Below are 13095 nucleotides of genomic sequence, written 5' to 3' on the forward strand. Positions count from 1 at the left end.
CTTGCGCTCGACATAAGTCACCTGTCAAGATGGTGATGTGAATCTTGACCATGTCTTCGTATGCGGGCACCCGGCCCTCGACTTCGCGGCCACCCTCCGAGCCCGGCGCTCGACCCGGTTCGAGATGTTCGTGACACCGGAACGGCTGAACGCCTGGTACCTGGAGTCCGGCCTTGTGGACACGATCACTCCCGGCGCGGAGGACGACGTCCGGGAGGCCACGACCGTACGCGAGGCCGTCTACCAGCTCGTCACCAACCGCCGCCTCGGCGAGGACTTCGACCGGGAGGCGCTCGACGCGGTCAACGCCGCCGCGCGCAAGACCCCGGTGACGCCGCAGCTCACCCTGATCGGGCGGCTCACCGAAGCGACGCCCGAGCAGGCGCTGGCGACCGTCGCCCGGCAGGCCGTGGAACTGCTCAGCGGCCCGGACGTCCCCTTGATCAAGGAGTGCGGCAACCCCGAGTGCACCCGGGTCTACATCGACCGCTCCCGGGGCATGCGGCGCCAGTGGTGCGGCATGGAGTCCTGCGGCAACAAGATCAAGGCGGCCGCATACCGCGCACGGAAGAAGACCGCGCCCGCCGCGACCACACACTGACCCCCTCACCCGGGCGGCGCACGGTCCCGGCGAACGCGGGGCTCAGTCGGCGGCGAGGTCCTTGAGGGTCTTGCGGAACCTGCTCAGCAGCATGCCCCGTGCCCAGCGCACGGGCAGCGGGAAGGCGGCGTGGACCCGTTCCCGGCCAGGAACGGGCTCGGGGTGCTCCAGGAGGCCGAGGACCAGGTGCGGCTCACCGCGCCGGACTCCGTCGGCCACCGCCTCGCGGAGCTTCGGGACATCCTCGTCCAGAGCCTTGCGGAGCATCCCCCTGAGCAGCGGTTCCATGACGGCGAAGCGCTCGGCCAGCCCGTCCCGGATCCGGCGGGAGGCGAGCGTCCCCTCCTTCATCGCGTGCCCCCAGCTCACCGATCCGCCGGCCCGGCGCTCCTCGGCGATCCGCGCGATGACGCTCTCCAGCTCGTCGAGCCCGTCGGCCAGCGCGTCGTCCGCTTCGGCTAGCAGGTCGAGGCTGCGGACCGCCTCGGGACACCGCTCCCGCAGCACCGGCCAGAGCAGCTCGTCCTCGCTGAGGCGGTGATGGCGTACGAAGTCGACAAACCACTGCACGGTCGTCACCAGGGTCCTCGTGTCGACGGCCGCACCGCCCGCCAGTTCGGTGAAGGACCTGACGACGAGTTCCGCGCCCCGGGTCATGACGGCGTGGACGGCGAGGAATTCCTTGAAGAGAGGGGCGCCTTCCGTTTCCGACGCCTGCGTGGCGGACATCCGTGGACCCCTCATCCCTGTTTCCGTGCCGCGAGGCGAAGACGACGACCGGGCGGACCGCCGAAAGGCGTCCGCGGGCCGGCGGATCACGGAATGTATCACGAGGCACACGTGTTAGCGCATCCGTGGTGAAGTCCTCATGACACATTTGAACGCGGTGCTCAGCGTGCTGTCGGAACGGGCCCTTGGGACGAGGGCCTGAACCCACAGCCGTCCTCGCGGCAGGTGCGCACTGGCGGCCTCAAACGGGACTCGGCCGCCAGTGCGGGGACGGGAACGGACCACGGGATCGTGGGTGGACTCCGAATGTCCCGTCACGGCTCCGCCGCCCGCGCGTCCGGCGGCAGGGCCTTCCATCTGAAGAACGCAGCCGACGGCCGAAAAGGTTCACCTCGGCATGCGCGTCCGGTCGCCACTTCGAGGTGTCTCAGAGATACATGGCTCGGTGGCTGCAGAGGGCGAACGTGTCACCCGAGCTGAGGATGGTCACGATCTCCTCGCAGTAGCGCCGGTACTCCGCCTCCTGCTCGGCCGGCAGGGTCACGGAGACGGCGGGCCCTTGGGGCACGATATGCCGCAGGGTGCCCAGAAGGCCTTGCGGGGGCGGCAGCAGCAGCACGTCCATGACGCGTCGGAAGACATCGGTGAGGATCTCCTCCCGATCCGGCGGTTCGGCACACGCCTGTTCCGGCACCGGACGCCAGACCCTGTCGGCCTCGACGAACAGGTCGAGGCCGGCCGCCAGATGCCCGAGGTCGACCGCGGTCAGCTCGATCGGGTACAGACTCGTCAACTGGTCGCCGCCCACGCTGTGCAGGATGTACCGCTGCTCGGCCGGAGCGGGGTCGGCGGACGCCTCTTCGCTGTGCCACCGGGACCACAGCGGCAGCTTCAGCAGCACCTGCACCCAGCTGTCGTAGGCATCCGAGACGACCCGCTCGTCGTCGGACTCCAGGCCTGCGCTGTGCAGTCGGTAGAGGTGGCGCAGAAGCGGTTCTTCCAGGCTCTGGAACTTCGCGAAGAACACGGCATCGTCAGGGACCAGGGCGTACAAGAGCTGCTCCTCTCACCAGCATGACGACTCGAAGCCGACAGCGGTACGGCCGTCGTGCGGGACACATGTGCCACCGCCCGGCGGCACCGCTCGGACCGGCCCGCCAGTGAACAGGCTTTCACAGCACTCGCCCAGCCGGACAGGAGCCTGCCATGAAAACGAACGGAACGGGCCATCACGAGGTTCATCGATAGTAACCATCTTGACAGGTGACGCAACTTCATGAAAATGTCGTCACCTGTCAAGCCGGTTACTTCCCATCCCTCGGAGGCACACATGTCGGTCGTGCGACGTGCTTGCGGGCACGGCAGGAGGAATCAGTTGACGGATCCGCCGACCGTCGCCGGCTGCCAGGCTCGATGCGGCACCCGACACCCTGGGGAGTCGCCCTGGCTGCGACCGCCCAGGAGAGACGGTTCCATCCGGACACCACCGCCGCGATGACACACCTCGAGCCCTCCGCGGCTGCGCAAACGTGTCACAAATCGTGGCTACACTTCGCGGTCTTGGCCGCAAGCCCCTCGGGCGGAGACGGCTTGGGTCCCCCGGCGGCGCGGTGACGACAGGCGACCAACAGCACCTCATGAGAAATGGCGAGGTCAGCCGCGAGATGGACGCGACAGTGCGCTACTCAATCCTCGGTACCGTGCGGGCGATGCGCGGGGACACCGAGATCGACCTGGGGCCCCCGAAGAGACTGGCCCTGCTCGCCCTGCTGCTGCTCCGCGCCCCCGGCCCGCTCACCCTGAGCGAGGCGGTCGACATCCTGTGGGACGAGGAACCGCCGGCCAGCGCCGTCAACGTGGTGCACCGGCACATCGGCGCGCTGCGCAGGACCCTCGAACCAGAACTGCGCAGCCGCACCCACGCCGAACACCTCGTCCGCGCCGCCGACGGCTACCGCCTGCTGGCCGACACCTCGACCTCGGATCTGCTCCGCTTTCGCGACCTGCGCGCCCAGGCACAGCTGGCCGTCAGGGGCGGCGCTTCCGCACAGGCCGCGGAGGACTTCGTCGAAGCACTCCGGCTGTGGCGCGGTCCCGTCGTCGCCGCCGGCACCTCGGTGGCCCGGCATCCGGTGTTCACCTCGGTCGGCCACGAGTTCGTCGCGACGGTGAAGGAAGCCGCCGACGCCGTCCTGACTGCGGCGCCCGCGCTGACGGAGGAGATGCTCACCGTGCTGCGGCGCGCCGTGGAGTGCCACCCTTTCGACGAGGCACTGCACTCCCGGGTGATCGCCGCCCTGGCCGCCACCGGCCGACAGGCCGAGGCCTTGCAGCAGTTCGAGACCATCCGCGGGGCGCTGACCGAGGAGCTGGGCGTCGAGCCCGGCCCCGAACTGCGCGCCGCCCAGCAGCACCTGCTCCAGCGCAGGGTCTCCCGGGCCCCGGACGCTCGCCCGCGCCGTCTCGTGGAAGTCGGCAGACCGGCCCAACTTCCTGCGGACTGCGCCTCCTTCGCCGGCCGTCGGCAGACACTGAGCCAGTGCCTGGAGCTGCTGCCACTCAAGGACGAGAGCCGGCCCGCGACGATGACCGCGGCCATCTGCGGCATGGCGGGAGTCGGCAAGACGACGCTGGCCGTGCACTGGGGCCACCTGGTCGCCGACCACTTCCCCGACGGACAGATCCACATCGACCTCCAGGGCCACCACACCTCCCGCCCTCCGCTCGACCCAGCCGAGGCCATCGCCGAGGTGCTCGGCGCGCTGGGCGTGGAGCACGACCGTTCGCACGCGAGCGACGCCGCACTCGCCGCCGCCTACCGCAGTGCCCTGGACGGGCGTCGGCTGCTCCTCGTCCTGGACGACGCCGAGGACAGCGAACAGGTACGTCCCCTGCTCCCCGCCGCGCCGGGCTGCCTCGCCATCGTCACGAGCCGACGGCAGCTGGAGGGCCTGGCCGTCACGGACAACGCCCGGATCATCACGCTGGATCCCATGACCCGCGAGGAGGGCCTCGAACTGCTCGACCGGCGCCTGGGCACCGACCGGACCAGAGCCGAGCACGCTGCCGCGGAGGAGATCGTGGAGCTGTGCGGCGGGCTGCCGCTGGCGCTGGCCGTCGCCGGTACCCGAGCCCTGGTGCAGCCGCAGTTCCCGCTGGCCTCGCTCGCCGCCAGACTCCAGGACGCCAACGACTGCCTCGACGTTCTCTCCAGCCGCGACACCCGCACCGACATCCGCAGTTCGTTCCACCGCTCCTACGAAGCGCTGAGCAGCAGCGCCGCGCGGCTGTTCCGGCTGCTCGGCCTGCATCCCACGCGTGACATCACCCTGCCGGCCGCCGCCAGCCTGGCCGGCACCGACCGGCGCGGCACCCGGCAGGACGTGGCCGAGCTGATGGACCATCACCTGCTCGTCGAACTGACCGACGGCCGGTACACCTGTCACGAACTGCTGCGCGCCTACGCGAGAGAGCTCGGCTCGCTCCTGGATGCCCCGACCGTGCGGTCCGAGGCACTGGCCAGGATGTTCGAGCACTATCTGTACAGCGCCAACGCCGCCACCGCGCTGCTCGCACCGCACTGCAGCAGCGTGACCCTGCCAGCGCCGAGACCAGGGGTGAGGCCCCAGAAGTTCGGCGACCACGCGGACGCCGCCGGCTGGATCGTCGCCGAGCAATACCTGCTGCCGGAACTCGTCCGCGCCATCGGCCACGACCCCCGCGGCGAGACGTTCCGCCGGCAACTAACCTCGGCACTGGAGATGTGTCTGCGCTCGACCGGCTTCTAGACGGCCCCGTAAGGGGCGCGGGGAACGGCGCGACCAGCCCCCATCGGCCCGCAGGTTCATCACCGTTCGTCCAGCGAAGCGCTCAGGCGGCCTCGGGTCGCACAACGCCCCGCAGCTTGCGCAGGGCGTTGTGGTGACGGCTCTTGACCGTGCCGGCCGGGATGCCGAGGATGCCGGCGGTTTCCTGGATGCTGCGGTCGCACAGGTATATGTGGACCAGCACGGCACGGTGATCGGGAGACAGCCGGCGCAGTAAGGGCCTGGCCACCAGGGCGTCGTGCACCGCCTCAGTGCTGTCGGTACGCGACACGGGGTCGTTGTAGGTGACTCCGACGACCTCCCTCCGGGCATGGGGTTTGCGCACCCAGTCGATGACCAGGTGCCGGGTCACGGTGAACAGCCAGCCGCGGACCGACCCCTCCATCCCGAGGAGTCTGTCGATGTTCCGCCAGGCCCGGATGATGGTCTCCTGGACGATGTCCTCGGCGAGTCCGTGGTCACCCAGCATCTTCTCGGCGTACGAGACAAGGCCGTCCCGGTGTTCCCTCATGATGGTGCCGAGCAGCTCGGACCGGGACATAGCCGTGAGGGGCGTAGCCATAGTGTTCTGAACCATCCTGGTTCTCTGTCGTGCGGCGACCGGGGGCCGGATGTAACCCCCGCGTGCGCACTGTAGGCAGCGGCAAGTGCCAGAAACCTGCCGCATTTGTGCCGCCGTAGTGCCGCGGCTCGCGACCGCCAGACACACGCGCCCAGAGAACCCCTCTCACCAGGGACTCTTCGCTCCGGGACGTCGATTCCCCGTCTCGACGAACCCCAAACACATACGCGCCGTGCGATGTATGTCACGTGTGCCGAGCCTCCTTGAGCTCACCTCCTGAACCGGCACCCCAAGAAGACACGTGTGATAGTCGTAAGCGAGACAGCCACCTGAAAGGTATGACCACATTGCGTAAGAACCTGCTGCGGCTGGGTGTGACCGCGGCTGCCGCCGTCAGTCTGTCCCTCGGTGCAGGCACGGCGTTCGCCACCCCTGGCGGTCCGGGCGTAACGGGAAAGATCATCTCCCAGACCACGTTCGGCGGGAAGGACTACATCCTCCGCCAGGTCACCATCCCCCCGGGCCAGAGCACGGGCTGGCACTACCACGACGGAACCCTCTACGGCTTCGTCGAACAGGGCACACTCAGCCACTTCGACGCTGACTGCGAGTCCGACGGCGTCTACCAGGCCGGCAGCAGCCTCACCGAGCCGTCCGGCGCGGACCATGTGCACATCGGCCGCAACCTCGGTACGACCGATGTCGTCCTCGACGTCCTGTACGTCCTGCCGCACGGCGCCCCGCTGTCGGAGGACGCCCCCAACCCGGGCTGCGACTTCCAGTAGGTCCCCCAGCCCCTGCGCACCACATGACGAGCCCGCCACGGCGACACACCATGGCGGGCTCGTCGTACGACAGGACCCAGAGGCCCCTTCACCTGTCCACCGGCGACCAGGAGCGCAACACCGCGGCCTGGCCGTGGATCCGCCCGCTCGTGTCCATCAGATCCCACATGGTCACGTCCTCGATCCAGAAGGGCCGCCCGCTCTTGCCGACGCGTATCCCCCGGTAGCCGGTGGCGAAGTGGTGGGCTGTCACGGCGCGCACGAACGCCTCCCGGTCCTCCTGTCCGTCCGGGCACGCCGACAGCCGGGACGGCAGGCCGACGAACTCGTCCCAGGAGTAGCCGAAGCAGTCCTGTGCCGTGCTGTTGGCGTAGACGAAGCGCGGATCGGCGGACGTGTCATGCGCCAGCAGCCCGAACGGAGCCTGCTCGTACAGCCACCGCCCGGCATCCCGCCCGATGTCCCGCACCGCCGGACACAGTGGCTCGCCCACCAGCCGCAGATGGCTGGAGAGCAGCAGTTCGGCGAAGGCGGGGTCTGTGGGTCGCGGGTGCGGGGTCATCGGCGTGGCGCAGTCGTCAGGAGATGTCATCACCGTTCACACGTTTCTTTGTCATCGTCACGACCCTTGACAGGGGAGTGTTTACGGCAACAGCCTATGGCAACGTTGTCAGATCACGGGAGCGGACGACTCACCCATGGCCGATCAGTCGTATCCATCGTCACACCCCACCCGGCGCACCGTCGTCGCGACCGGCTCGACACTACTGGCCGGGTTCGGCCTGGGCACGGTCCTCGCGCCGGCGGCAGACGCCGCCCCGCGCACCGCGAGTGTGACCGGCACCGGCGCTTCCGCCGCGCGCGGTGAGATCGCCGCCCATCGCCCCGTCCGGGTCTCCTCGCAGGCCTACGCGCCCGCCCCCGCCGAGTTCGCGGTGGACGCGCTCCCGGCGCAGGGTGTGCGCGGCACCGGATGGCGTGCCGAGGCGGGCGACCCGCAGTGGATCGAGGTCGACCTGGAGACGGACTGCCGCGTCGACCGCGTCCGGCTGACCTTCGAGGCCGACGCGAGCGACCCGGTGTTCACCCCGCCGACCAGCGGAAACCCACGCCAGGGCACCACGGGCAAGGAGATTCTCTCCAGCTACGCCAGGGAGTTCGTCGTCGAGACGTCCCGCGACCGCGCCTCCTGGACCAGTGCGTACCGCACCACGGCCGGCACCGGCGGCGTGGTGGACATCCCGCTGCAGAAGCCCGTCACGGCCCGCTGGATACGGATGACGGCCCACCGGCGCTCCAGCCCCCACCCCCTCGGCCTCAACGGCTTCGAGGTGTACGGCACCGCCCCGGGCCACCGCCCGAAGGCCACCGGCTGGACCGACTGGGGCCTCCACCACGGCGACGCACCCCGGCTCACCGTGGCCGCCGACGGCACGGTGCCGCTGGAGTCGGGCTGGACACTCACCCTGGACGACTGGACGGACGGCGACGGCGCGGCCCTGTCGCACACCGGCGTGGACACCAGCCGTTGGCTGCCCGCGACCGTGCCCGGCACCGTCCTTGGCTCCCTCGTCGACCAGGAAAAGCTGCCCGACCCGGTCGCGGGACTGAACAACCTGCGCGTCCCCGAGGCGCTGTCCCGGCACTCCTGGTGGTACCGGCGGGACTTCGACCTGCCCCGCAGCCTGCGCACCGGCCAGGGGCGGCACATCTGGCTGGAGTTCGACGGTGTCAACCACCAGGCCGAGATCTGGCTCAACGGACACGGAGTGGGCGAGGTGACGTTCCCTTTCGCCCGCTCCGCCCACGACATCACCGATTTCCTGGCCGCCTCGGGCGGCAACGCGCTCGCCGTACGGATCTCCCCCATGCCGGTGCCCGGCAGCCCCGGCGACAAGGGTCCGGCGGGCGAGGCCTGGGTGGACGCCGGAGCCAACACGATGAACCTCAACTCGCCGACGTACCTTGCCTCTTCGGGATGGGACTGGATGCCGGCCGTCCGCGACCGCTCGGCCGGTATCTGGAACCACGTACGGCTGCGATCGACCGGCCACGTCGTGATCGGCGACCCGCGGGTCGACACCGTGCTGCCCGCGCTGCCGGACCTGTCGGTCGCCGAGCTCACCCTGACCGTCCCGGTGCGCAACGCCGACTCCACCGACCACGAGGCCACCGTCTCCGCCTCCTTCGGAGACGTCCGCGTCTCGCGCACAGTCACCGTCCCGGCCGGCGAGGACATCGATGTCATCTTCACCCCCGACGCGTTCAGCGCCCTGCGGGTGCAGGACCCCGACCTGTGGTGGCCCAACGGCCTGGGCGAGCCCACCCTGCACGACCTCACCCTGGTCGCCCGGACCGGCGGCGGCGAGAGCGACCGGCGCACCACCCGTTTCGGCATACGGCAGTTCGGCTACGAGTACGACACCCCGCTGAAGTTCACCCCGTCCTCCGACGCCTGCACCCAGACCGTCCAGGTCGGTGACCGGCACGCCCGCCACGTCCGCGTCCGCTGTCTCACCCGCGCCACCGACTGGGGCAGCTCCCTGTGGGCGCTGTCGGTGTTCGACAGCGCCCGCCCCGGCACCGACCTCGCCCTGCACGCCCCGGCCGAGGCCTCCAGCGTCGACGAGGACGGCCACAGCGCCGCCCATGTCACCGACGGCGACTCGCACACCCGCTGGTCCTCCGACTTTGCCGACGACCAATGGATCCGCGTCGACCTCGGCTCGGTGCAGTCCTTCGACCGGGTCGACCTGGTCTGGGAGCAGGCCTACGCACGGACCTTCGTCGTGCAGGTCTCCGCGGACGGCGAGCAGTGGACGGACGCCGCGTCCGTGGACAACACGGCCGTCCCCCTGGCCTTCAACAGCGGGGACGCCAGCCTCCGGGTGACCGACTTCGAGGCCCGCACGGCCCGTCACGTCCGCCTGTCCTGCGGCATCCGCAACACCAGCTGGGGCAACTCCCTGTGGTCGCTGGCGGTTGTCGACAGCGCCGAGCCGGGCACCGACCTCGCGCTGCACCGGCAGGCGACCGCCTCCAGCGAGGAGGACGACCACCCGGCGGCCCACGCCACTGACGGCGACCCCGGCACCCGCTGGTCCTCCTCCTACGAGGATCACCAGTGGATCCAGGTCGACCTCGGCTCCGCCCGGCGCTTCGACCGGGTCGCGGTCCTGTGGGAGCAGGCGTACCCGAAGACGTACACCATCCAGGTGTCCGACGACGGCGACACCTGGACCGATGTCACGACCGTCTCCAACACCCCCGATCCGCTGAAGATCAGCGTCAACGGCGTACGGGTGCTGGTGCGCGGCGGCAACTGGGGCTGGGACGAACTGCTGCGCCGGATGCCCGCCGAGCGAATGGACGCGGCGGTGCGTATGCACCGGGCCATGAACTTCACGATGATCCGCAACTGGGTCGGCAGCAGCAACCGTGAGGAGTTCTACGCCAGTTGCGACGAGCACGGCATCCTGGTGTGGAACGACTTCCCCAACGCCTGGAGCATGAACCCGCCGGACCACGAGGCGTTCTTGTCCGTGGCCCGGGACACCGTGCTGCGCTACCGCATCCACCCGAGCGTGGCCGTGTGGTGCGGCGCCAACGAGGGCAATCCGCCGGCCGCAGTCGACGAGGGCATGCGCAAGGCGGTCGAGAGCCAGGTGCCGGGAGTGCTCTACCAGAACAACTCGGCCGGCGGCATCGTCACCGGCGGCGGCCCCTACGGCTGGGTCGAGCCGGAGCGCTACTTCGATCCGTCGACGTACGGCAGCAAGGACTTCGGCTTCCACACCGAGATCGGCATGCCCGTCATCTCCACCGCCGCCAGCACCCGCGCCATGGTCGGCGACGACGGGCCGGAATGGCCGATCGGCGGTGCCTGGTACCACCACGACTGGAGCGAGCGCGGCAACCAGGCGCCGCAGAACTACAAGACGGCCATCGAGACCCGCCTCGGCACGGCCCGCGACCTGGACGACCTCACACGCAAGGCACAGTTCGTCAACTACGAGAACTTCCGCGCCATGTTCGAGGCCTGGAACGCCAACCTGTGGGACAACGCCAGCGGGTTGATGCTGTGGATGTCCCACCCGGCCTGGCACAGCACCGTCTGGCAGACCTACGACTACGACTTCGACGTCAACGGCGCCTACTTCGGCTGCCGGAGCGCCTGCGAACCCCTGCACGTCCAGGCCGACCCGGTGAAGTGGCAGGTCATCGCGGTCAACCACACCCGTGCGGCGCTCAAGGGCGCGACGGTCACGGCGGAGACGTACGACCTGTCAGGCCGTCGGATCTCCGGCACCCGGAAGGCGCGCGTGGACGTGGATCCCGCGTCCTCGGCGGCGGCGTTCACCGCGGCTCCCGAGGACGACCTGCCGAACCTGCACCTGCTGCGGCTGACCCTCATGGACGACAGGGGTCAGGTCCTGTCGCGCAACACCTACTGGCGCTGCCGCACCCCTGAGGCGCTGCGGGCCCTCAACCAGGTCCAGCAGGCCAGGCTGTCGGCCGCTCTCACGCAGGTGTCGCGCGACGGGGAGCGGCGCACGGCGACCGCTACGGTCCGCAACCGGGGGTCCATGGTCGCCGCGATGGTCCGGCTCTCCCTGCTGGGCGAGGACGGCGCCCGTGTCCTGCCGACGCTCTACGACGACAACTACCTGTGGCTGCTGCCCGGTGAGACCCGCACGGTCACACTGACGTGGCCCGCGTCCGCCCTGCCCTCGGGCCGGCCGAAGCTGCGGGCCGAGGGGTACAACACTCCCCCGGTCACCGTGCGTTGCTGAGTGCGGGTGCGGGTCACACGTCGCGCTCGTAACTGGCCCACGCGATGTGCGACTCGTGCAATGTCACGCCCACCTCGCGGATCCCCCGGGCGCCCTCCCCCAGCGCGCCCGCGTGGATCGCCTCGACCAGGCGGTCGGCGATCACCTTGGCCAGGTACTCCGTCGAGGTGTTCACCTGGTGGAACCGCTCCTCGTCGTCGAGGTTGCGGTAGTTGAACTCGCCGATCACCTTGCCGAGTTCCGCGGTGGCCAGACCGATGTCGACGACGATGTTGTCGTCGTCCAGCTCCGGGCGCCGGAACGTCGCGTCCACGACGAACGTCGCCCCGTGCAGCCGCTGGGCCGGGCCGAAGACCTCGCCGCGGAAACTGTGGGCGACCATCATGTGGTCACGTACGGTGATGCTGAACAAGAGTCCTCCAAGTGGGAGTGTGCGCTCGGCACGGAGCATAACCAGCGCACATGTGAACCAAATACGCGGCCTTCTCGTGTCCAACATGTGTCGGAGGGCCCTGGGCCGGGCCGCCCTCCGGCACACTCGTCCTCTTCCCCTTTCGGGAACATGCGGCGAGGATGTGCGTGCCGCCTGCGGGTGGCTTCACCGGCAGAGGAGGACGATGGAAACGTCACCGGGAAGCCGTCTGGAGAAGGCCCTTGCCGACTTCGCCGAGCGGTACGGAACTCTGTCCAGGGCCCGGGAACAGATGAGGGCGCTGTCGGTGACGGCGCGTTCCAGGGACGGCGTCGTGGAGGTCACCGTGGGCGCCAACGGCCACGCGGCGTGGATCCACTTCGTCGACAAACGGTTCCGCGCAATGGCCGCCCCACAGCTGGGCGCCAGCGTCCTGGAGGCGCTGACGACGGCCCGGGCCGAGGTCGCGGCCAGGGCGAGCGCCGTGATGACGGCCGCGAACCTCCTGCCTGCGCTGCCCTCGCAAACCGCGCCCAGGGGCGAGCCGACGAGGTCGCGGCCGCAGGGGCCGCTGTGGGGCCGCAGGCCCTCGCTGAGCACTCCCCTGCCGCCGGAACTGCGCGAGGCCGTCATGGCGCTGCGGGACTCCGTGTGCGAGGACATGAGCGAGTCCTCCCGGCCCTCGACGTGCGGGTGTGCAGGGGTGCCGGAACAGCCGACGAGAGGTGCGGGCGGGGCCGCCGGGCCCGCCTGACGGCATTTTGTCCGGGCCATTGCATGTGTTCAGGACCGAGGGCGGACACACAGGTTTGACCACTCACACGTTACTCTGTGGCCGGAGAAACCTCCTTCGCCCTCCGAGCAGGAGTAACACGTATGACAGATTTCCCCTCTCCTCCGCCGGTTTCCCAGGACCGTCAGTTCGTTCTCGGCCAGCATCTACGTCTGTCGGTCCTCGCCTCCGGGGAGGACACCGAGGGCCGGCACGACGTGTCCGATGTCGTCCTGCCCCCGGGCGCCGGGACGCCGCTGCATCTGCACACCGGCTACGAGGAGCGCATCTGGGTCGTCTCCGGTTCGCTGACGGTGTGGTCCGGTGAGGATGCCTTCACCCTGCGGTCCGGGGACTTCTACGCCATCAAGATGAACACGCCCCACACCATCAAGGCCGGTAACGAGGGTGCGCGCACCCTCGCCATCACCTCTCCCGCCAGGTTCGCGGAGCTCATCAGCCGCACCGGGACGCCCGCGCACCTGGCCACCACCGAGACCGAGTGGGACATGGGGCTGTTCCAGGCTGTCACCGAGGAGTTCGGCGACGTCATCCTCGGCCCGCCCGGAGCCACTCCGGCCGATCTCCAGCGCGACGCCAAGTAGGCAGAGCGC

General features: G+C 69.7%; 11 protein-coding genes. 6 read left to right on the top strand and 5 right to left on the bottom strand.

Translation table 11 applies throughout. The annotated features are described in order from the left end of the window. Positions 1 to 37: 37 nt before the first annotated feature. Entirely contained in the window at positions 38 to 601 is a 564-nt protein-coding gene (locus OHU89_RS53625) for a CGNR zinc finger domain-containing protein (RefSeq protein ID WP_331737579.1), read from the top strand. A 42-nt stretch (positions 602 to 643) separates the two neighbouring features. On the opposite strand, the gene OHU89_RS53630 is transcribed toward OHU89_RS53625, so the two are convergent. Then, positions 644 to 1330, bottom strand: a complete 687-nt coding sequence (locus OHU89_RS53630; protein WP_331737580.1) for a hemerythrin domain-containing protein — start codon at positions 1328 to 1330, stop codon at positions 644 to 646. Between the two features lie 427 nt (positions 1331 to 1757). Beyond that, on the bottom strand, positions 1758 to 2384 hold the full coding sequence (locus OHU89_RS53635) for a hypothetical protein (RefSeq protein WP_331737582.1): 627 nt from the start codon (positions 2382 to 2384) through the stop codon (positions 1758 to 1760). Positions 2385 to 3039: 655 nt separating this feature from the next. Here OHU89_RS53635 and OHU89_RS53640 point away from each other — a divergent pair. Next, positions 3040 to 5118, top strand: a complete 2079-nt coding sequence (locus OHU89_RS53640; RefSeq protein ID WP_405655263.1) for a BTAD domain-containing putative transcriptional regulator — start codon at positions 3040 to 3042, stop codon at positions 5116 to 5118. Positions 5119 to 5200: 82 nt separating this feature from the next. Here the strand turns inward: OHU89_RS53640 and OHU89_RS53645 are convergent, their stop codons facing one another. Continuing rightward, the gene (locus OHU89_RS53645) at positions 5201 to 5698 is read right to left on the bottom strand and encodes a sigma-70 family RNA polymerase sigma factor (protein WP_331737584.1); all 498 of its coding nucleotides are present in this window, start codon (positions 5696 to 5698) and stop codon (positions 5201 to 5203) included. Positions 5699 to 6057: 359 nt separating this feature from the next. Between OHU89_RS53645 and OHU89_RS53650 the strand changes: the two genes are divergently transcribed. Beyond that, a complete protein-coding gene (locus OHU89_RS53650; RefSeq protein WP_331737586.1) occupies positions 6058 to 6504 on the top strand; it encodes a cupin domain-containing protein in 447 nt (148 codons plus the stop codon). An 88-nt stretch (positions 6505 to 6592) separates the two neighbouring features. On the opposite strand, the gene OHU89_RS53655 is transcribed toward OHU89_RS53650, so the two are convergent. After that, positions 6593 to 7096 (bottom strand): MEKHLA domain-containing protein, encoded by a 504-nt coding sequence (locus OHU89_RS53655; RefSeq protein WP_331737587.1) that lies wholly within the window; start codon positions 7094 to 7096, stop codon positions 6593 to 6595. Positions 7097 to 7202: 106 nt separating this feature from the next. Here OHU89_RS53655 and OHU89_RS53660 point away from each other — a divergent pair, with 106 nt between their 5' ends. Then, positions 7203 to 11297 (top strand): discoidin domain-containing protein, encoded by a 4095-nt coding sequence (locus OHU89_RS53660; protein ID WP_331737588.1) that lies wholly within the window; start codon positions 7203 to 7205, stop codon positions 11295 to 11297. Between the two features lie 13 nt (positions 11298 to 11310). Here OHU89_RS53660 and OHU89_RS53665 read toward each other — a convergent pair whose 3' ends face one another. Next, entirely contained in the window at positions 11311 to 11709 is a 399-nt protein-coding gene (locus tag OHU89_RS53665) for a 6-carboxytetrahydropterin synthase (RefSeq protein WP_331737589.1), read from the bottom strand. Between the two features lie 205 nt (positions 11710 to 11914). Between OHU89_RS53665 and OHU89_RS53670 the strand changes: the two genes are divergently transcribed. Further along, the gene (locus tag OHU89_RS53670) at positions 11915 to 12463 is read left to right on the top strand and encodes a YbaB/EbfC family nucleoid-associated protein (protein ID WP_331737591.1); all 549 of its coding nucleotides are present in this window, start codon (positions 11915 to 11917) and stop codon (positions 12461 to 12463) included. A gap of 122 nt (positions 12464 to 12585) precedes the next feature. Next, positions 12586 to 13086 (top strand): cupin domain-containing protein, encoded by a 501-nt coding sequence (locus tag OHU89_RS53675; RefSeq protein WP_331737592.1) that lies wholly within the window; start codon positions 12586 to 12588, stop codon positions 13084 to 13086. The last annotated feature ends 9 nt before the right edge of the window (positions 13087 to 13095 follow it).

This window comes from Streptomyces sp. NBC_00019, from assembly GCF_045041015.1.
In the GTDB taxonomy this organism is placed as follows: Bacteria; Actinomycetota; Actinomycetes; order Streptomycetales; family Streptomycetaceae; genus Streptomyces.